The sequence below is a fragment of the Psychrobacillus sp. FSL W7-1457 genome, assembly GCF_038593405.1.
Lineage (GTDB): Bacteria > Bacillota > Bacilli > Bacillales_A > Planococcaceae > Psychrobacillus.
On the sequence record NZ_CP151993.1, the window covers coordinates 2,135,343 to 2,156,138 of the forward strand.

Consider the following 20,796-nt stretch of genomic DNA (forward strand, 5'->3'; position numbering starts at 1 on the left):
TCATTTTTCGAGTAAACCCTTAATTGTTTTTTAAAGATCTTAGGTGATATGCTATCATATTGCCTTAATTTTCCTCGTATCATGTTGGATATTTCTTTTAAAAGGCTATGTTGAAGGGTAGGATTGATTGATGATGCAAAGAAATCTTAGAACAGAGGGTAAAATTGATTTTTCGCACCAGCCGGCCGCTTTCCTCGGGGTGAGCGATAAGCCATCACCCATCGCTTACGCGCTGGTTGAGATGACTTATCTGTTTCACTCATCCCGTAGGAGTCGCCGTCTGGCGCTTCAATCAATAAATGGGAACAGCTTTAATGCATCGATAAGTGCTTATAAATTTACTCGCATAAACATAGCCGTAAAACTGTACCCAACCCCAATTTCATCATCTATTTATGTTCTTAATAGCCAATTGAAAGTTCCTTTGTTTATGTTTACAGTCACTATAAAAAAGAATGGTTAGTCAAAATCAACCAATAACTTTAACAAAGCTGTAAAAATTACCTCCCAAGCCAGTCTTAAGCCCAGCTCCTCCTTCCTTACACAATACATTACCAGCAGAAGACTTGAAATAATAATAAACGGACAATAAACAAACATGGTACATCCAAGCTTGTTTATTGTCCGTTTTTTTAAAGTTTTTAATAGAAGGTTTATATACTGAATTATTCTTTTCCACATTCAATACAGCGGTGGTCTGAGTCCCCATCGCCATACATTCGTAGCTCCTTTTTCAAGCCACAGATTACACATTGATTATAAAAGATTTGCGGTAATATACCTGATTCTGCTAAGGGCACCCATTCGTTCTCATACAGTTGTTTTGTCATCCCATAATCAATTAATATTAAATTGCCTTTATCATTTAATCCGTAATTTCTGCTATCCAAAAAGTCAAAACCATCTAACTTTGAGTCAATAAGATGAATTGCATGCTTCAGGTCATCTGTTAAACGACTATCATGGATAAGATCTAATTCATACGAACACCCATTTTCCAATGGTAAAGGTTTAAAATAAGGTTGTATTAGTATTTGTTCATCTAAATAAGTTACCTTTGCTACGTGCTCTGCTAAGCTCTCTTTCTCCAAGAAATCATACATATATTGCTCGTTTATCCCTTGTTTATATCCTATTGGATGTAAAAATCTTTTAATCACCATATCATTATATTTATATACTTTGCGAGTAGAACCAATACCGATAAAATTATCCTCTACACATAGCTCTATGTATATATCTTTAATTTTCATCTATTCTACCTGACCTTAAGGTTAGTAAAGCGTTTACTTCTTCTTTTATATACTCTTTAAATGCTACTAAAATTTCCGTCTTAAACTGTAAATCAGACCTCTTCCCTTTATAGATGTCTATGGCAAGATTCACTAGCTGGCTATGCTTTTCAGGTAAATATGTTACTCCCCACTTACCAGCCTCCATTTTCGAGAAAATAGTACCATCATTTAAATAACGGTATACCCTTAGCATATTTAATATGCAATAAACTGGTTTTTTCTCAATGTTACTCAAACAGTCTCTATAGTCTTCCAAAATTGAATCGATATAATCAGTCATAGGAATATTCGGGAATACATGCTCTATTGATTCACCTCTAAGACATATTCCTTTGTAGTTAATGATAGTGATGTGGGCAGCCAAATCAGCATCTCTATACTCATCTATAAGCCATTGCTTTTTGTTTTTTTCGTATCTTTCTCTCCAGTACTCACTATAATGATAATCATAGGCTGGTGGATACTCCCATTTTTCTAGCTGGTTTCTATTCATAAAACTAATTTCTATTGGGAAAGGTTTGTTAGACGACTTTAAAAAAAACTCGGTTAATGTTAATTTTTCGTGTAATGATAAGGCTTTTTCTGTCACTACCATTAAATCTATGTCACTACTTAACGGATTGAACCCTCCTAAGGCTAGAGATCCGTGTAAATAAAAACCGACACTATTTTCTTTTATCACCGTTTGAATTTCGTCTATTACTTGTATGGTAAATTCTTTGACTTGATTTGTAGCGTCATCCCACTTCATCGATTAGATACCTCTTTCAATGGCATAAATTCCTCTGGTTTCAATTCCTTTGCCTCTATCACTATGGCAGTTAATAAAGTATCTGTCATCGTTTCGTGTCCCTCTCCCTTTTCCCAGAAAACTGCATCTCCAGCTCTTACCTGTATCTTCGTTTGTTCATTACCAGTTACCCATCCCTCTCCATTAACAATTAATAATAGCTGGGGCATAACAGCCTTATGAAATCCGATAACACCATTCTCCTCCAAGTGCATACAGCCTATTACGGCCTCACTCCCTATTTTAGTTACTTTAGACATGATGAAATTTGAATTGTAATGATGGATTTTCTGTCCAACCTGTTGATCAAAACGTAAAATTTTCATTTTGGCACTCCTCCATAACTACATTTATTCCATTCTAAAGACAAATTTTCCTTCTTATAGAACACAATAAAACCCTTTGAAGTTTCTATTACCTTCAAAGGGTTTATTAGACTTGATTCAATTTCTAAATAAAGCTCATTAGTTCCTTTTAATTGTTACTGTGGTCTTCTGTAAAGAAAGTAGACAAATTAATTCACAACTTTTTTTCTTCCACTACCGCGCTGTCGCTTGCTGGGATGGTGAAAACAGGATAGGTCACAACCATACCTATCCTATTTCCACCATCTCTGATTTTCTCACCCTGCAGCCAAAAGACAACTTTTATTGAACGCTTGTTCAAAGTCTACAGGACTCACATAACCCAACGTGGAATGCCTTCTTCTCGTATTATAGAATTGGTCAATATAATGCCCAACCGCTTTGATTGCTTGCTCACGCGTCTCCCATTTATGGCGGTAGATCAACTCTTTCTTGATCGTCGCATGGAACGACTCGATACAGGCATTGTCATAAGGATCTCCCTTGCGACTCATGCTGCCCTTCATTTCTCTTTCGGTCAATAATCCGGTATAATCCTGCGAACAATATTGCGATCCACGGTCCGAGTGATGAATTAGTCCTTCCCCTGGGTCCCTTATCATAATTGCCTGTTGGAGGGCTTCGAAGGGTAATTCTTTTTTCATATTGTCTCTAATACTCCAGCCAATAATTTTTCGTGAAAAAAGGTCCATCACGCTCGCCAGATATAACCACCCCTGTATAGTCCAGATATACGTTATATCTGTTACCCATACGGTATTAGGTGCTTCCGCCAAGAATTTGCGTTCAAGCAGATTTGGATAGATAGGATGTTGGTGATTGGAATCCGTCGTCACCACGTAAGGGGTCGCTGATGTCGCACGGAGTCCCATCTCGTTCATTCGTTTCCCTATTGTCCGCTCACACACGTGAACACCTTGCGCCTCCAAATCTTTTGCGATTCGCGGGCTGCCATAAGTTCCATGACTTTCAATGAAGCTGGTTCGGATCAGTTGGTTGATTTCTTCTTTTTCCTCTTGAATTCTGTTCCGTTTCTCTTTTTCTCTCAACCATTTGTAATAACCACTAGTTGAAACCTTTAAAACTTCAGACATCTTCACCACGCGAAACTCATTTTGATGTTCCTCTATGAACGTAAATATCACGTGTGGCCTTTGGCGAAGACATGCATGGCCTTTTTTAAGATTTCATTTTCCTCCTTCAGTTCTTTTTCGTTCTTCTCTAGCTCTGCTATGCGTCTTTTCAGTTCTGTAGAAGAGATGAGATGTTCATTATTTGAAAGCTCCTGCTTCTTGTTGTAGGCCCTTACCCAGGCACGAATTCTTTGCGGCTTGATCCCATGTTCATATCCTAATTCGGTTGCCTTTCTTCCATCTTCGATTACCAATTTCACCAGATAATCACGCATTTCTCTACTTGTCCTTATCATAATAAACACGCTCCCTTTATTTTCTATAAGTATGAAGGTCGTGTTTTAACATGTCTACTTTTTATACTATCTCTAACTGTTTTACAAAAAAGATTATGAAGTTAATTCATTCAGGATATTTTTAAAAGTTCTTTATCTCTTCTACCATGCAGTAAGTAATAAATAGGAATACAAATTAGTATCAAAAAGACCATGGAAAGAAAAATAGGACGATAACCGCTATACGGTACTACGAAGCCTAATAGGAATGGACCTACTCCTAATCCAATATCATATAAAATAAAATAAGTGGATGTTGCAAGACCAAATCGATGTGGTGGAGTTACCTTCACTGCTACACTTTGAGCGATTGAATTAAAGTTACCATAACCGACCCCAATGAGTGCTGCTGCAAGTAAAAGCATCCACCCAGCAGTTGCCTGGCTGAATAAAAACATACCGATAGCAAACAAAACTAAACAAGGATACGTTACAATATTAGCTCCTCTAGTATCCATCAGCTTTCCTGTAAAAGGACGAGAAAAAATAACGACTATAGCATAAATTAAAAAGAAATAACTTGCTGCAGTTACTAGATTTATCTCTTCAGCATAGAAGGATAAAAAGGACATGACACCAGAATAGCTAAATCCGATTAATAATGCCACAAAAGAGATAGGTATAGCTCTAGGCTCTATAAATTTCGATATAAATGAGCTTTTTTCCATATCTTGATTTGGAAATTTAGGTAATGGCACATCTATCTTTACAATCGCGTAGATGATTAAGCACACAACCGAAAGCACTACATTCATAGCAAAAATCCATTGGAATCCACCTTCCATTTTCAATAATAGAATGCCTAGAAATGGACCTATTGCTGTTGCTAATATGGCACTTAAACTGTAGTAGCCTATGCCTTCTCCCTTACGAGTATTCGGTAAGATTTGAGCAACAATCGTGCCGGTAGCTGTTCCTGCAATACCAACAGCAATCCCTTGAAGTAGTCTATTAACAATAAGAAGTCCAATATTAAAAGTCGCAAAATATAAGGCAGATGTAATCGTAAAAAATAATAATCCTATCCACAATGTTTTTTGAGTCCCTATATTCCCTATTGCTCTACCTGCCCCTAATCTGCCTATTAGAGACCCTATTATGAAAATACTTGATACTAGACCTGCTGTGCTAGTAGTTGCTCCATATTCTGACTGAGCATAAGAAGCAATCGTAACGATTAATAAGTAAAACATTAAAGTAATTATAAAATTGATCAAGGAAATGAAAAGAAATTCCTTTGTCCATAATTTTTCTTTTATCACTGCCATCATCTTCCCTTTAAATTAACAAGTAGCTTTTCTAATACTCGTTCTGTAATTTTTCTTTCCTCTTCCGTGATACCTTTTAATAGGTCCATTTGAAAGGCTTCTACTATTAATTTTGCTTCCTTATATTTCAAAACACCTAGACTTGTTAAATGCATCACTTTTTGTCGCTTATCCTGGCCTGTCCCTATGTAGATTAGGTCTTGATCTACTAGCTTTTGAGCAATCGGAGTTACGGACGGCTTTTCTACTCTCCAATAAGCTGCTACATCCGTAAAGGTTGAAGGCCCCTCTTCTTGCAAAATACGTATCAGTCCCCACTGTATTTCTGTTAAGCCTAGTGGCATCAATAAATCATGCATTTTGCCACTATATGGTCGAGAAATCAATTTTAGAGTAGTAAAAAATGGTTGCATTTCAATTCCCCCTAAATTAGTTAGTTAGGCTAACTAATTTTAAACGTTTAAATTATATTTGTAAAGAAAACATTTCTTGCCATTTACAATTCAAATACTTATATTTTTTATAAGGGGGGAGTATCTATGGAAATGAGGCTAGCAAATGAAAAAGATTGGGAGCAAATCAAGTATATTTATGAAGCAGGTATCTCTACTGGTAACGCAACCTTTGAGACGAGTGCCCCATCTTCATATGAACAATGGATTTCAAAAGCGGACAAGATATGTACTTTCGTCATGCTACATAATGAAGCGGTAAAAGGCTGGTGCAGACTTAGCCCTGTCTCATACAGGGCTGTTTACGCAGGAGTTGGGGAAGTAGGTATATACGTTCATCCAAAAGCAATCGGTTTAGGTATTGGAAATAAGTTACTTGGAAAGTTAATCGCTAGTTCAGAAGAACAAGGCTATTGGATGCTACAGGCAAGTATATTTCCAGAAAACAAAGCTAGTATAGAACTTCACAAGAAAAACGGTTTTAGAGTGGTGGGATATCGAGAGCGAATTGGAAAGCATAATGGAGAATGGAGAGATAACTTACTTTTAGAAAGAAGAAGCAAGTTCATTGGTAACGATTAAACTGTTGCCCGAACAATATAGTAAGAGTTCGTTATAGGTAAGCCATTCATCTCATGGAGACCAAAAATCTCCGTTATCTCGTTTAGGTTTTCATTTTTAATTTTCTCTGTCACGAATGGATGCTGTCCAAAACATCTTTTATTTATGATGTCCATAGGGCTGTGTAGTATTTCTATATTGCTCACCGTTTCGATTTCCCATTTATCAAAGTTCGCTGTCTTTAATCTTTTTTGTATAGCCTTTAATGTTGAATCTCTTGGTAACTTGGCTTGAAAGAGATTTGGAAATAAAATAGGAAGTTCCTTGTCCATATCATCACCAGGATGCAATCCGAGTACAGCTCCACCTTTTTTTACAGTTTGCGTCAAAGCAAGATATCCTGATGTGGGCCCTTTCCGAATATATGCACAGTCAAATTCATCTTCTGAAAAGGACAACTCTTCTTTCGTGCTACCTTGCACGAAAGAGACGTTATCAGGCTTCTTTCTTTTTCCCTGTTCAATAAAGAGGTTAGTTACATCAAATCCTACTATTTCTTTTGCAATAGGGCTACATTCGATAGCGAATTCTCCATGACCACATCCAACATCTAATACTTTTTTAGACGCAATCATTTTTTTAACCTCCTCATCGAAAAGAATTTCTCCATTAGGTTTTAAAATAGTAGAATTCCATGAATAAGCATATTCTCCTTGTTGTTTCCCAAGCTGGTTGTACCATTCGAATGAATGAGGTTCGATCCATTCTGCAAACAGAGTTGGATTTAATAATGCCATAAAATACCCTCCCTATATTGTTCATTGTACATATCTAAAACTCCAGGCTGCTTATAGTGATACTAAAAGTTGAGCTTACCTAAATGGAAGTGACTCTATACTAAAAAAAGAAGCACTAATATTTAGCACTTCCTTTTAAACTGGTAAAGTCAGAGTGAATGTCGTTCCTTTACCCTTCTTACTTTTTACTTCTACATTTCCTTTTAGCTTGGAGATTGTCCCATAAACCATCAGCATACCAAGACCAGTTCCTTCTTTTTTATTCGAGTAATAAGGCTTCCCTAACTGACTTATTTCTTCTGAAGACATCCCAATACCTTGATCTTTAATGGTAATAACAAGGTGTTTTCCTAGTTGTACAGCTTGGACAAAAAGAATCCCCCCCTTGCCCTTCATCGCTTCAACACCATTCTTTATTAAGTTAATAATGCATTGTTTCATTTGATTTGAGTCAAATTTAATCTTCGCTGTGTTCTGAAACTCAAGAATGATTTCCACTTCGTTAAATTTAGCAAATGGCATCATAATATTTTTTACATATACGAGCTCCTCTTCCATAGTAGAGTGAACCATATGGACGGATTGTGGCTTAGCAAATGCTAAATAATCATTTAAAATACTTTCTGCTCTATTCAACTCTTTTAGAGAATATTCTATATAAACTTTGTCGTTTGGTGTAATATCCTTTGAAACGCTTAACAATTGTAAAAATCCATTTGTCACTGTAAGCGGATTTCTAATTTCATGAGAGACACATGCTGATAGCTCGCTCATCACATGCAATCGCTCAGAACGAAGAAAGTTATCTCGCTGTTTAATATTGGACAGAATCTTTTCAATCATAATCATATTAAATAGCATAATGACTGCATAAGTAATAATAACGTAACCAACAACGTTCCAATATTCGGATGTCAACGTTTCAAAATAGGTGGATAACGAAATTAAGTAAGTCAACCCGTTAACTAATACTATTATTATGCCTGTAATTATTCTATTTTTAGGGGATAGGCTAATAAATTTTTTATGCACCAGTGGAATAATAATAAAAGTCAATGTTGAAAAAATAAACGACTGAAACATTCCCTCTCCACCAACAAAGAAACGTACAATATTTAACGTAATGTATAAAGGTAATAGTGTCTTGTGGCCGCCATATAAAGCCAAAGTAATAAACGGAATATATCTTAAATCTACTGTAAAACCTAATTCTAATCTTATTGGATAAATCATACACAAAAACATAGAAACAATTGAAGAAAATATATAATAAAATAAATTTTTTTTACCCTTATAGTTATCTATAAAGATAACAAATAGCAGAACAGGTAAAGTTATAAATAATATATTGATCAAAAATGTTTGCAGCAATGATGGTCCTCCTCGGAGCTTCTTCCATATACACAAATATAAATTATAGCATATATATTACCAAGTCTTTCATATTAAAATTTTGCTATTTTCAAATTGATTCAAGAATAAAGTTTAAAGTTAAAAATATGAGGTAGACATAAAGTAGGCCTAGAAAAAACTTTACTAACTATGAATGGAGGAATTTTAAAATGAAGAAAAGAATATTTGCTTTACCAATAGTTTTAAGTTCAGCATTACTATTAGGAGCATGTGGTGATGGAGACGATGATATCAATGATATCGAAGTAGAGGACCCGACTTTTGAAGATGATGGACAAAATGATACAGGAATTGATTCTGAAAATGAAGGCGAAGTAGATACTCAAGATGATCAAGACAGTACTACAGGAACTGATGGTACTGATGACACTACCTCTACCGAAACTGAAGGTACTGAGACAGAAGGTACAGATAGTGGTACAGAAGCTAAATAATAACCAAAAACCTCGAAGCATAAATGCTTTGAGGTTTTTTTTGAACTTAGCTTATATACTTGATCATTTTTGCTTCGTCGATGATAGAAAGGATTATATCATGATCATCAATGATATAAGGAACTTCTTCTGGTTCAACCCAAATACGCGTCGTTGTTTCGTGCTTCCGCTGAAAGGGCTCGCATTCTTCTATATCCAACCGATAAAATAATTGATAACCAATCATAGGATACTTACCATTTGGTTCAAAGTAAGGATTTTCTTCATGATTTACCTCAATAGCCCCAATATAAGTAGCTTTTCCCTTTACATACCCTTCTTCGAAGACCTCTCGGTGTAATGCTTCTTCTGGAGTTTCATTTCCTTCTATATGCCCTCCAGGTAGATTAAATCCCCTCTTTTTCACTTTAACTAATAACATTTTTCCTAGGTGAAAGCAGCATCCGTGTACACTTGTTACTGTGTCTTTGTTTCCTATTAACTTTGAACGCTGCCACTTTAACCTTACTGGATGTTGCCCCCATACCACTGTTATTTGATCAGTCATCTATTTTCTCCTTTTTCCGTACTGAACCTGTGATTACTCTCTCTTGTACATAGCTTCATGTAAATTTTTCAATGTTTTTTTGATTTGATGCTGCGTATGTATATTTTGATCGAGATATGTTAATCGAAAATAAAGAGATTTTAAGAAGTTCATTACATTAGATCGATATTTGTAAAAGACTATGCGATTCTGTTCTTTTAAGCTTGTCCCCAATAAACTCTCAAAGTTATGTACCCATTCTACAAGCATTTCCTCCAGTAAACCTTGTTCTATCAGTGCTTCCACTGCAAAGATTAATCGTTCATCCTCATCATCTTGGAGAACAGTATCCTTCCAAATGCAAGCTTTTATAACGTTTAGGCATTCTTCAGCGTGTAATAGATCGTACGAAGGATGACTAATAATAGATTCAAAGAGATCTGCGCCGTGAGCAATACTATGCGCCCACCCCTTCCCATCTACATAACCTCTCACATCCTTTTCTGTCAGTAAATATGTAATCGTTTTTTTATAGACTTCTTCTAATTGCTGTTTTTCCAAAAACTCTTTTGTTTTATCCTTTTCTACAATCAAAGCAATGACTAAAGATGAGAATGATCTAGTAAACACTGTATCGGTGTCTTGTTCACCTATGCCTTTAAATAAATATTCTTCTGTTAAACAGATGTCTAGTATTTTTAACATGAGATCGTTTGACAATTTATCGTTCTTTATGAGCCCGTAAAAAGTTGAGTAAATTAAACTATCTCTTAGCTCGGCATCCACTGAGCCTATATGAATAAGCATTTCTTTTATGACTTCCTCAAAATTTTCCAGCTCTCCTTTTTCATTTTGCCATTCTCTTAATATTGTTTTTAGTTCCATTTTATTCCTCCTTAATAAACATTCTCTTATTATTTCTAGAGAAAGGAACTCATTTCCTTCTTTACTGCTATTTATTTTCCCAAATTCAATTATTTGTATTAAAAATTTACCAACTAAAATAGTAGATATTTTAATTTATATTCTCAATGACATCAGGCTACAATCGTCACTAATTGCTCCCCATACAGAAACATACTTAATATGAGTCTAAATTTCACGTAGAGAATATTAAGATTTTTTATTTATAAAATTCAATTAATTTAATTACCGCGGTATATTTTGTGATTTTTTTCCCAATTGTAAATTTGTACTAAATGATTAAAATTAAAGATGTAGTAAAAATATGAAAAAGGAGTTGTATTATGAAAAAACCATTCGCTGCTCTATCTGTAACAGCTATGCTACTCTTCTCGACTTCCTTTGCCTCTGCCAACAGCTATTCTTATCTTGATGAAATCTTGTCCCTACAACCAGATGTATCTTCTGAAGAAATGATGTCCAGTGTTCGTGAAATCGCAAAAAACACCGGAGAAACGGAAGAACAGATTTTAGAACAAATCTATAAAGAGTTAAAAAACGATCAAGCTCAAGGATTGGCTGAAGCAAAGTCCAATCAAACTCAAGGCGCAAGTGGTGGAACAGTTAGTGTAGGTAACAGTACTAAAGGTAACTTCTACTACACACCTTCTCAAACAGCCTATCTTGATCATGGTCATGTCGGACTTTATTATACTTCTACTACAATAGTAGAATCCGTTCCTTCTTCTGGTGTTCGCACAATCTCTACAACTGCTAGAAAGGTAGATAGTTCGGGTGCTCTAGTTAAATCAGTTAGCACAACTTCAACAAATAGAAATAATGCTGCTAATTGGGCCTATTCACAAGTAGGTCAGAGTTATTCATATAATTTTGCAACTAACAGATCTACTGGACATAACGGAGCCAAAAACTGTTCGAAGTTAATTTGGTCTGCCTATAAATTAAACGGTAACTTAGATTTAGATGACGATGGTGGACTTGGAGTATATCCTAGAGATGTGCGGGATGCACCAGGTACAACTCTAGTAAGAAACATTTAACATTAGAATGACAATAGGACAGTGGAAATGCTGCCTATTGTCATTTTACCTTTAGGAGGGTTTTTTATATGAAAAAAAATATAGTTTCTGTAATCGGAATCATGGGCCTAGGGGTTATTGTTTACTTCGCCTACACGCTTTTTTTCACACCTACACAAGCAAATAGCAGTTTACTTCTATCTAAAGCGGATATCGAGGAGGAAAATTTTCTACATAACAAAAAGGCTATTCTGTATCTGTCTACTACAGCTGATCAGGACATAGACGGGGAAGGATTTAGTTATGCTGTTTTTATTGAAAAATCAGGTAAAGCCCAAGCATTAAAAATGGAGGGATTGGAGTTAGGAAGCACAGTAGTTTATGAAAATAAAGTTTTTTTAGAGGAAAAAGATATGGTACGCCTAGTGGGTGAGGAATATAAGGAATTTCCAATGAAAACTGACCAGTACACAGGTGAACGTACAGGTTATATTCAAGACGAGGAAATATTCTTCAGCATTTATAACAGTGGATTTGCTCAGGACGGAAACGGATATCGTTCAGATGTTCGGTTTGGAAACGAGAAAAATTTTCAAACAGATAAAATCCCCTTTTATATCGCAGCCTCTGGTGTTGAAAGTGACAAGGTAAATATTCTTACCCAGGATGTAGATAAAAATGAATTCAATTTAAAGGAAGTAACATTTGATACATCCTTAGAGGTTGATCATTTATCGAAAGTAGACACACCAAAAGATGAGTTTTTTAACGCATTAGCCCCTGTATTATCAGATCAATCATATTACTATTTAATCTTGTCATCAGCGATAGATGATTTCAACGAAAAGACCAGTCTTTATCGAATCAATAAGGAAACTCTTCAGCAGGAAACGTATGATTTCATAGAATATAAGGATATGAAGGATCTTGTGGCGACTATTCCATATAATTTTAAGAATTCTGCTTATATATATAATGACATGTTGTACTTTATCAATGGCTTAGGGGAAGTTTACACCTTTGATACAAACACGGAAGAAATCCAGCTAAAATTCTCTTTAGAAGATGCTAGTGAATCTAAAATAAGAAATAATGAAGAAACTTATTTTAAGGATGGTTCCCTTTTTGTCCTAAGATATAGTGAAGATAAGAAAGAAAAATACTATTTAGAGGAATATGATTTAAACAATGGCAATCGAGTAAGTAGCCTTGATATAACTGGCTTATCCGAACTATTATCAAGCGTTCAAAGAAAAAGTATTTACTCTTATGATTTAAAGGTATTCGATTCACAATAAATTATAGAGCTGGGACAAAACGCATCTTAGAAGTTCAAAAGCCCTGAAAATTTTACAAACAGTAAAATTTTCAGGGTTTTTTTGCTACTTCATCATCGTTGTTCTACGCTTCAACGAATGCTTTCCGTGGGGTGATGTTTTATTTGTCTCCACGTTCATACCTACGTCGCCGCCTGCCGCTACAATCCATATAAAGAAATTTTTCGTGTTTGAATGGTAAATTGCTATTTATGAACTTGACTCATCCATTTAAATTTTAGGGCTAATTCTATGTTTAGTAGCTTGCTCGTAAACATAAGCAAGTTTAATTAATATTCCTTCACTAAAAGCTGTTCCTGCAAAGGTAATCCCAAAGGGTTTACCGCTGTTCATATAGCCTGCTGGAACTGCGATGGAAGGATATCCAGCCTTGGCACTAATCGTTGAGCCGATGTAGGAAGGAAAAACAATTGCATCTAGATTATACTTTTGTAAAGTATAATCTATACCCTTCTCTTGGGAAAAGTATAAATCTTCACTTCTTGCTTTTAAATACTCTGGAGCTGTTAATGTATTTGATAGATTTTCTCTCAGTTCCAACATGTTTTGTCCATACTTTAAGTTTTTTTCTTGATTTTTTTTATTGAACTCAATTAATTCAGAAAGTGAATGGACTGGTAAATTAGTTGGTAATTTGGAAAGATAATTATCTACACTATGCTTGAACTCATGTAGTAACACTTCTCTGCTCCATTTTCTATGAAAGGAAGGTATTTCGATATCCTCTATAACCTCTGCCCCTTCCTCTTTTAAATGAAAAACTGCTTGCTTAAATAATTTATCATCATATTCCTCGGAATTGTAGAAACGCTCATCTGCATTATGCAATATACCAATTCTTGCTCCCATTAAACCATTAGAATCCAAGTAAGGAGTATAATCTCTGCAAGAGATTCCTTCACTTTTGAAGGTTGCAACATCATTAAGGTCTACCCCTGTTAAAGCACCTAACAAAATAGCTGCATCTGCAACCGTTCTTGCAATTGGTCCAGGAGTATCTTGAGAATATGTAAACGGAATGATACCTTCTCTACTGATTAATCCAACTGTAGGCTTTATACCAACTACTGAATTTTGTATTGCAGGACTTAGAATAGACGCATCTGTCTCCGTTCCAACTGCTAAGACTGCAAAATTTGCCGCAACAGCAACAGCAGACCCTGAACTAGATCCACCTACGAATAGCTTCTCATCCCCATATGGATTTAATGTTTGCCCGCCACGCGAGCTATATCCTGCCCACATTGTCGATGACATCCCATTCGCCCATTCTGTCATATTTGTTTTACCTAGGATGATTGCGCCTGATTGACGAAGCTTTTCGACTAAGAAAGCATCTTGATTACTAATATAGCTTTCTAGCGCAAGCGACCCAGCGCTTGTATGCATAGAATCATTTGTTTCAATATTATCTTTAAGCAGAACAGGTATCCCATGTAATAACCCTCTCATGCCTTGTTTCTTTCTTTCATAGTCCAAAGCCTCTGCTATAAATAAAGCATGAGGATTTATCTCGATAATTGCATTAAGATTAGGACCATCCTTATCAAACTTTGCAATTCTATTCATGTAAAACATAACTAATTCTTTTGAAGTTATTTCTTCTTTGAGTAAAGCAAAGTGTAGGTCTTTGACTGTTAACTCTTCTTTTAAAAAGGGGTTGAACTTTATATTCAATTTAAAAGCTCCCTTGGAAAGTAATTTTTGTGTAAACACTGTAATTACGACATCATTTAGACTTCATAATTTACTCTAACTTTAACACTTATCTATCAAATTAATAGTATATTAAAAATTTTTGATATATAAAATATATTCCCCAAGAAGATTTTGCAGTTTCCTATAACACATTTTTAAAACCAGCCTTAAGCTGGCTGGTTTCTGTTCTCTCTCTATATATTCTCTCAAAAAACACCTTCATTTATAAAATGAAGGTGGCTTCTTTACATCTGTTGTTCTTTTGTAGGTCCCATAACTCCGGGTACCTCTAATCCTGCTTGGCGAAGTAAAACGGTCATTTGACCTCGATGATGTGTTTGATGGTCTATAATTTTTCGTAATATTAGACCACGTGGAATAGAAGTGCCAAACGCCGGTACTTGCTCTACCAAATCTGCATCCGTTAGAGATGCTGCGGCCTCTCTAAAAGCGCCTGCCATTGTTTCATAAGCAGAGACAATTGTTTCAACTGATCCAGGTACTTCCTTAGGGTTCCCAACAGATGGTAGGTCAATTTTTGCTAGCTTAGCTAGAAAAATGGGTGTTGTCGTTAAATGCCAAGCTAACCATCCTAGTGTATTATGGTTTTCTGCAATTGCTTGGTTCAGCCTATCATCTGTCATTGCTTTAAAAACGTTAACTGTACCATCAGCTGACATCGTCCATTCTTGTAATAAATCTTCTGTTTTACGATACATATGAATACCTCCTAGTTATATCTATTTTCATTTTAATTTAAAAGTCGCCTTATTCAAGTAAAAGGACTTACTAAATATGAATTCAGATCCAGGATAAAAATAAAGTATCATCATTTAACTTAGCTGGAATATATAATTCCAACTGGTTATTTCTCTTCTTCAAAAAACATCTTCCCATCTCGATACTTTGCATATGGGTCATCTTTTTCACCAATCAATAACTTTCCTTTAACAATGTAAGCAACTTCATTCCATTCACTTTTTTCTCCATCCTGCTCTACTTCAAGCTTGATATGGTGCCAGAATGAGTGCCCGTCTTCGTACTCGATCTCTACAATTGCAAAGTCTTTCAGTTTATACTTTTGTTCTTCCAAGAGATTGATTTTTTCTAAATATATAGCTTTTGCTTCCTGTTCGGATAAGCCAGTTTTACCAGCTAACTTACTCTCTTCTGTATCATATAAATGTAATTGTTTAAATGCTTTCTCATAATCCTCATCTATTATTGCTTGATAATAATTTTGAATAATATTTTCAGCTTTCTTTTCTTCTACGTAATTACACCCTGTTAACATCAGTATAAATAATAATAACAACAGAATTGATCCTGGTTTCTTCATATTAACCTCCCAACATTAAGGAAATTGAAACAACTACTACAAATTAATTAATTCATTTTTTAAATTTTAACATAAATATCCATATAAAAAAATGGGTTCTTCTAGTGCAACTCAACTCTTCAACTGTTTTTCCAGATAATCAATTTCCTCTTGAATTGTACTAGGATCTATTCTTGCAAATAGTGGTTGTATATTGCTTATGTTATCTACTTTCACTTTTATTGGATTCCAATAGAATTCTTCTAATTTTAATATGTTTCGTACTTCCTCACTTGAGAAAGGAAGGAACGGTGATAATATTTGAGCAACATTTCCAATGATATATACGCAACTTGCCAGAGTATCCAAACAGCTATCCCTATCTTCCTTTACTTGTATCCACGGTTTCTGAACGTCAAAGAATCTATTCGCTTCACGAATATATGAAAAGATAGAATCTATTGCTAATTTGAACTGACCTGCCTCGACCAATTGCCCAACCGTTGTATATAAGTTTATAGTGGTTTCTTCTATTTTTTTATGAATTGCTCGATCAGGAATTGTTCCTTCAAAGGACTTTTCAATGAATTTTAATGTGCGATTGATAAAGTTTCCATATGCTCCAAGCAGCTCCCCATTATGACTATGAATAAATTCTCTCCACGAAAAATCCGAGTCTCTATTTTCGGGGGCATTGCTTGTTAAAAAGTATCTTAAGGAGTCCGGATGATATTTCTCTACAAAATAAGGAGCCCATACCGCCCAGTTTTGGCTAGTCGAAAATTTTCTCTTTTCCAACGTTAAATACTCGTTGGAAATGATATGAGTTGGAAGTGTTTCTTGACGAATACCTTTAAGTATCGCTGGCCATATAACGGTATGGAAAGGGATATTATCTTTACCATGAACATAATAGGAAATGGTTTGTTCATTCCAAAATTCTTTTTCATCCGTTTGATTAAGAGTGGCCCATTCCTTACTCGCTGAGTAATAACCGGAAACAGCCTCTATCCATACATACACTTTCTTTTCCTCGTATCCTTCTATGGGTATACTTACCCCATTTGGCAGATCCCTTGAAGCCGCTCGATCTCGAAGCCCTTCATTTAAATATCGCTCGGTCAGGTGAACTGCATTTTTTCGCCACGCATGATTTGCTTTTGCTGACGTAAGATAATTCTCTAGCTGCTCCTGAAAGCTGCTTAGTTGAAAATATAAATGCTTTGTAGCTTTAACAGTCGGCTCATTTCCACATAGCTTGCAACTTCTATTTGTTAAGTCCATAGGGTCTATAATCAAAGAGCAGGCATCACACTGGTCCCCTCTTGCGCGGCTTCCGCAATTTGGGCAATTCCCCTCCACATACCTGTCAGGTAAAAATTGATTATCAGTGGCACAATAGATTTGCTCTATTTCATTTTCGTATATATAACCATTCTTCCACAGTTCTAAAAAGATTTGCCTAACCACTTTATGATGATGATCACTATCAGTTCGAGTATACATATCATAAGTAAAGCCCAGACGCTTAAAGGTTTCTTTAAACTCGTTATGGTATCTATCCGCTATTTCTTTAGTTGTGACGCCTTCAGAATTAGCACGTATGGATATGGGAGTACCGTTACAATCGCTCCCAGAGACATACAATACCTCCTCTCCCTTTTGTCTATAATATCTCGCCAAAATGTCGCCTGGTAATAAGGCAGCAATGTGTCCCAAATGTAGGGACCCATTAGCATATGGCCATGCCCCTCCGATAAAAATGTTCATTTTGATTCTCCCCTTTTCTTCATTAAGTTTTTTAGCCAAGTTAGTTTTAAATATCTTCAGCCAAAATAAAAAACCTCAGCCTTATCGAATTTCGATAAGGACGAGGTTTTCTCGTGGTACCACCTTAATACTCAAATGGTTCGCACCATTTGACTCCATAAGTACATAGCAAAAAGCCTTTATACTTTGACATGGGTAACAAGTGCCAACTCTTGTCGTATCCTACTAGTTGTGAAACGTTCAGTACGAAGCTCCGAGATCATGTTCGAATGACTAGCTTGCCTCATTTCCACCATCAGAAGCTCTCTATATAACATCATCACTCTACTTTTCCTCTTCAACGCCTTTTTATATTAGGTTATATTAAAGTTATTGATGATTTTACTAAACATTTCTTTTTTTTACCGAGTGTACAAATTAAATGAAGCGATGGGTGATGGCTTATCGCTCACCCCGCGGAAAGCGTCCGGTTGGTGCGGAAATCAATTCTACTTTCTGATTTAAAGAGTATTATAATTCAACCCTAGCCTATAACATAGCATTATATTATTAGAATTATACAAAATGTTCCACTCATAAATCAATATTTATTTTTTAGCAAGGAAAAATCTATCTATTTGAATAACTATGAATGGTACGAAAGCCAATCCATAAATCATCGCTAGTTGAGAGCGACTTATTGCTGCAACGTCAAATAGCTCGAATATCAAAACTAGGTTCAAAAGAATGACACCAATTAGAAAAGCTATCCAAACAGTTAGATTCGAAAACAATCCAATTTTAAATATGGACTCTTTTGATCGGCAATTAAAGCCATGAAATAATCGCGACAAGCATAAGGTTGCAAACGCCATAGTAGTCGCGACCATTGTATCCCCAGTCGCCAATCCTATTTGAAAGGCGATAATTGTTACTGCTGCGATGAGGAAGCCCTCTAATCCAACCTGTATAGCAAACTTCTTATTTAGAAGCGGTTCCTTAATGTCCCTTGGCTTTTCTTTCATTACTTTTTTATTGTGTGGCTCTAAACCAATTGCAATGGCAGGTAAACTATCCGTCAGCAAGTTTATAAATAATAGATGAACCGGTAAAAAGGGTGCAGGTAAAGCAAGAATGGTTGCATACAGTACAACTAGGATAGCCCCTGTGTTACCGGATAGCAAAAACATAATGGAATTGGTAATGTTAGTGTAAATACTTCGCCCATTGGAAACTGCTTTGACAATGGTTGAAAAATTATCATCAGTCAAGATCATAGCAGAGGCATCCTTTGCAACTTCAGTACCTGTAATGCCCATAGCAACCCCTATGTCCGCTTGCTTCAAGGCTGGTCCATCATTTACACCGTCACCTGTCATCGCTACAACGTGACCTTTTTCTTGCCAAGCTTCTACTATACGGATTTTATGTTCTGGGGATACCCGTGCATATACAGAGACATTCTCGACTACGTCTTGTAATTCTATATCTGATAATTTTTCAATTTCCTTCCCTTCCATTACTTCCTGAGGACCTTCTATTATCCCTATTTCTTTCGCTATAGCTGTAGCGGTAATTTTATGATCTCCAGTAATCATAACAGGCTTAATACCTGCCTCAATACAATCTTCTACCGCTTGTTTAGTTTCTGGTCTTAAGGGATCCATCATAGCGACTAATCCAATGAAAGTGAGATCCTGCTCCATTTCCATGTTTACTATCAGGGAATCTACTTCTTTATAAGCAAACGCAAGGATTCTTAGACCATGGCTTGAAAAATGGTGGTTTGCTTGTTTTATCCTTTCGATTTGCCCTATGTTAATAGGTGAAATGCCTGTAGATGTTTCCATTCTTACTATTCGAGATAATAGCTCATCAACTGCTCCTTTTGTAATCATCATATATCGATTATTTATTCGATGAATCGTACTCATTAGCTTGCGATTAGAATCGAATGGCATTTCTCCTACACGGAAATATTGTTGGCGTACGTTCCCTTCATCAAAATTATATAGTTTACTCCAATTTACAAGCGCAATTTCTGTTGGATCTCCAATTTCTTTTTCTTCTGTACTTATCGAATCATTACAAAGCAACGCCATGCTCATTAAATTTTTATGGAGTGCGTTGTTGATATTAGCTCTATTAGCTTCAATGGTTTGCTCATTTACGTAAATATGCTGGACTGTCATTTTATTTTGTGTAAGTGTTCCAGTTTTGTCTGTACAAATAACAGAGATACTCCCTAAACTTTCAGCTGCTCGTAATTTTCGAATAATTGCATTTTCTTTTGCCATTTTCTGTGTGCCAAATGCAAGTACTATGGTGACGATTGAACTTAATGCTTCCGGAATAGCAGCTACCGCTAAGGATACCGCAAACATGAAAGAATCTACTAGCTCTCGGCCTCTAAGAATGTCTAGTCCAAAAATGATTAGGCATATAATGATAATGCCAATAGCCAATCTCTTTCCAAAGTGATCCAGATTCATTTGTAAGGGGGTTTTCTTTTCTTTTGCATTTTGCAACAGATTAGCAATCTTGCCTATTTCAGTAGACATACCAATGGACGTTACAATAGCACGTCCTCTACCATTAGTAACAAAACTTCCTGAAAAGACCATATTACGCTTATCTCCAATTGCTAGCTCCTCTTTATCAATTAATGCTTCAATTTTGTCTATTGCTTCGGATTCACCTGTCAATGAACTCTCATTTACTTGTAAGCTATAGCTTTCCATCATTCTTCCATCTGCACAAATATAATCTCCCACTTCTAAATAGAGAACGTCTCCCACCACTACCTCTCGGGATGGAATTTTCATAACTTCTCCATTCCTCAGAACCTTAGCTATAGGAGCGGCCATTTCTTTTAAGCTATCTAATGATTTTTCCGCTTTAATATGTTGTACCGTCCCTAAAACTGCATTTAATACAATTACTATTACAATAACTATTGAACTTTCTAATTCTCCTAAAAAAGCAGAAATTACAGCGGCAACTATTAAAATGATGACTAGAAAATCATTAAACTGCTCTAAAAATACTTGTATGGCATTTTTCCTTTTACCTTCCTCCAATTCATTGAAGCCATTCTCTTTATGTCTTTGTCGTACTTCATAATCTGATAACCCTTGTTGAGTAACATCAAACTCTTTCATTACTTCTTGAACTGATTTTTGGTAGTATGCTGTGATATTCATTAGATTCCTCCAAACTCAATAGTTAAAATAGTTACATACCAATCAATCACTTAGATATGAATATATGTGCGAATTTAAGAGATTAGTACACAAATAATGATAGATTTAAATTATGATGCGATTTTAAGAGATTTTAATGCATATAAAAACAGGAGAGGCTTTAGAAATTGCCGCTCCTG

20 protein-coding genes and 1 other annotated feature are annotated in these 20,796 nt (G+C 35.7%); of the genes, 4 read left to right on the forward strand and 16 right to left on the reverse strand.

All coding sequences use genetic code 11. From position 1 onward, the window contains the following. Window positions 1-665: 665 nt before the first annotated feature. The 7 genes from NSQ95_RS10380 to NSQ95_RS10410 form a co-directional block, all read right to left on the reverse strand. Window positions 666-1,253 carry a protein kinase gene (locus tag NSQ95_RS10380; protein WP_340883319.1) on the reverse strand — a complete coding sequence of 196 codons (588 nt, stop codon included), beginning with the start codon at window positions 1,251-1,253 and terminating at the stop codon, window positions 666-668. Then, window positions 1,243-2,046: an aminoglycoside adenylyltransferase domain-containing protein gene (locus NSQ95_RS10385; protein ID WP_340883318.1), complete on the reverse strand. Its 804-nt coding sequence runs from the start codon at window positions 2,044-2,046 to the stop codon at window positions 1,243-1,245. The genes NSQ95_RS10380 and NSQ95_RS10385 overlap by 11 nt, the downstream gene beginning before the upstream one ends. Continuing rightward, the gene (locus NSQ95_RS10390) at window positions 2,043-2,411 is read right to left on the reverse strand and encodes a cupin (protein WP_342559639.1); all 369 of its coding nucleotides are present in this window, start codon (window positions 2,409-2,411) and stop codon (window positions 2,043-2,045) included. The genes NSQ95_RS10385 and NSQ95_RS10390 overlap by 4 nt, the downstream gene beginning before the upstream one ends. Window positions 2,412-2,707: 296 nt before the next feature. Further along, window positions 2,708-3,595 (reverse strand): IS3 family transposase, encoded by an 888-nt coding sequence (locus tag NSQ95_RS10395; protein WP_340883316.1) that lies wholly within the window; start codon window positions 3,593-3,595, stop codon window positions 2,708-2,710. Further along, window positions 3,592-3,879, reverse strand: a complete 288-nt coding sequence (locus tag NSQ95_RS10400; protein WP_340883315.1) for a transposase — start codon at window positions 3,877-3,879, stop codon at window positions 3,592-3,594. The genes NSQ95_RS10395 and NSQ95_RS10400 overlap by 4 nt, the downstream gene beginning before the upstream one ends. 110 nt (window positions 3,880-3,989) lie before the next feature. Beyond that, window positions 3,990-5,186 (reverse strand): MFS transporter, encoded by a 1,197-nt coding sequence (locus tag NSQ95_RS10405; RefSeq protein WP_340883314.1) that lies wholly within the window; start codon window positions 5,184-5,186, stop codon window positions 3,990-3,992. Continuing rightward, window positions 5,186-5,599 (reverse strand): MarR family transcriptional regulator, encoded by a 414-nt coding sequence (locus tag NSQ95_RS10410; protein WP_340883313.1) that lies wholly within the window; start codon window positions 5,597-5,599, stop codon window positions 5,186-5,188. The genes NSQ95_RS10405 and NSQ95_RS10410 overlap by 1 nt, the downstream gene beginning before the upstream one ends. A gap of 126 nt (window positions 5,600-5,725) precedes the next feature. On the opposite strand from NSQ95_RS10410, the gene NSQ95_RS10415 reads away from it, so the two are divergent. After that, complete coding sequence (locus NSQ95_RS10415) at window positions 5,726-6,220, forward strand: N-acetyltransferase family protein (RefSeq protein ID WP_340883312.1); 495 nt, start codon at window positions 5,726-5,728, stop codon at window positions 6,218-6,220. Here NSQ95_RS10415 and NSQ95_RS10420 read toward each other — a convergent pair. Together NSQ95_RS10420 and NSQ95_RS10425 are read right to left on the reverse strand one after the other, a co-directional pair. Continuing rightward, window positions 6,217-6,996, reverse strand: a complete 780-nt coding sequence (locus NSQ95_RS10420) for a class I SAM-dependent methyltransferase (protein ID WP_340883311.1) — start codon at window positions 6,994-6,996, stop codon at window positions 6,217-6,219. The genes NSQ95_RS10415 and NSQ95_RS10420 overlap by 4 nt on opposite strands. A 135-nt stretch (window positions 6,997-7,131) precedes the next feature. After that, window positions 7,132-8,367 carry a HAMP domain-containing sensor histidine kinase gene (locus NSQ95_RS10425; RefSeq protein WP_340883310.1) on the reverse strand — a complete coding sequence of 412 codons (1,236 nt, stop codon included), beginning with the start codon at window positions 8,365-8,367 and terminating at the stop codon, window positions 7,132-7,134. Window positions 8,368-8,558: 191 nt separating this feature from the next. Here NSQ95_RS10425 and NSQ95_RS10430 point away from each other — a divergent pair, with 191 nt between their 5' ends. Further along, window positions 8,559-8,843 (forward strand): hypothetical protein, encoded by a 285-nt coding sequence (locus tag NSQ95_RS10430; RefSeq protein ID WP_340883309.1) that lies wholly within the window; start codon window positions 8,559-8,561, stop codon window positions 8,841-8,843. Window positions 8,844-8,889: 46 nt separating this feature from the next. On the opposite strand, the gene NSQ95_RS10435 is transcribed toward NSQ95_RS10430, so the two are convergent. Both NSQ95_RS10435 and NSQ95_RS10440 read right to left on the reverse strand, forming a co-directional pair. Continuing rightward, window positions 8,890-9,390, reverse strand: a complete 501-nt coding sequence (locus NSQ95_RS10435) for an NUDIX domain-containing protein (RefSeq protein WP_340883308.1) — start codon at window positions 9,388-9,390, stop codon at window positions 8,890-8,892. Window positions 9,391-9,423: 33 nt separating this feature from the next. Next, the gene (locus tag NSQ95_RS10440; protein ID WP_340883307.1) at window positions 9,424-10,254 is read right to left on the reverse strand and encodes a DUF2785 domain-containing protein; all 831 of its coding nucleotides are present in this window, start codon (window positions 10,252-10,254) and stop codon (window positions 9,424-9,426) included. 362 nt (window positions 10,255-10,616) lie between these two features. Between NSQ95_RS10440 and NSQ95_RS10445 the strand changes: the two genes are divergently transcribed. Beyond that, on the forward strand, window positions 10,617-11,333 hold the full coding sequence (locus NSQ95_RS10445) for a hypothetical protein (RefSeq protein ID WP_340883306.1): 717 nt from the start codon (window positions 10,617-10,619) through the stop codon (window positions 11,331-11,333). Window positions 11,334-11,401: 68 nt separating this feature from the next. Then, on the forward strand, window positions 11,402-12,610 hold the full coding sequence (locus NSQ95_RS10450) for a hypothetical protein (RefSeq protein ID WP_340883305.1): 1,209 nt from the start codon (window positions 11,402-11,404) through the stop codon (window positions 12,608-12,610). A 249-nt stretch (window positions 12,611-12,859) separates the two neighbouring features. Here the strand turns inward: NSQ95_RS10450 and NSQ95_RS10455 are convergent, their stop codons facing one another. The 5 genes from NSQ95_RS10455 to NSQ95_RS10475 form a co-directional block, all read right to left on the reverse strand. Continuing rightward, window positions 12,860-14,326 carry an amidase family protein gene (locus NSQ95_RS10455; RefSeq protein ID WP_340883304.1) on the reverse strand — a complete coding sequence of 489 codons (1,467 nt, stop codon included), beginning with the start codon at window positions 14,324-14,326 and terminating at the stop codon, window positions 12,860-12,862. Between the two features lie 266 nt (window positions 14,327-14,592). Next, a complete protein-coding gene (locus tag NSQ95_RS10460) occupies window positions 14,593-15,066 on the reverse strand; it encodes a DinB family protein (RefSeq protein WP_340883303.1) in 474 nt (157 codons plus the stop codon). 146 nt (window positions 15,067-15,212) lie between these two features. Next, on the reverse strand, window positions 15,213-15,686 hold the full coding sequence (locus NSQ95_RS10465; protein WP_340883302.1) for a hypothetical protein: 474 nt from the start codon (window positions 15,684-15,686) through the stop codon (window positions 15,213-15,215). Between the two features lie 111 nt (window positions 15,687-15,797). After that, complete coding sequence (metG, locus tag NSQ95_RS10470; protein WP_340883301.1) at window positions 15,798-17,474, reverse strand: methionine--tRNA ligase; 1,677 nt, start codon at window positions 17,472-17,474, stop codon at window positions 15,798-15,800. 54 nt (window positions 17,475-17,528) lie between these two features. Next, window positions 17,529-17,785, reverse strand: a binding site (T-box leader). A gap of 237 nt (window positions 17,786-18,022) precedes the next feature. Then, window positions 18,023-20,617, reverse strand: coding sequence for a cation-translocating P-type ATPase (locus tag NSQ95_RS10475; RefSeq protein ID WP_342559640.1), 2,595 nt, complete (start codon window positions 20,615-20,617; stop codon window positions 18,023-18,025). Window positions 20,618-20,796 lie beyond the last annotated feature (179 nt).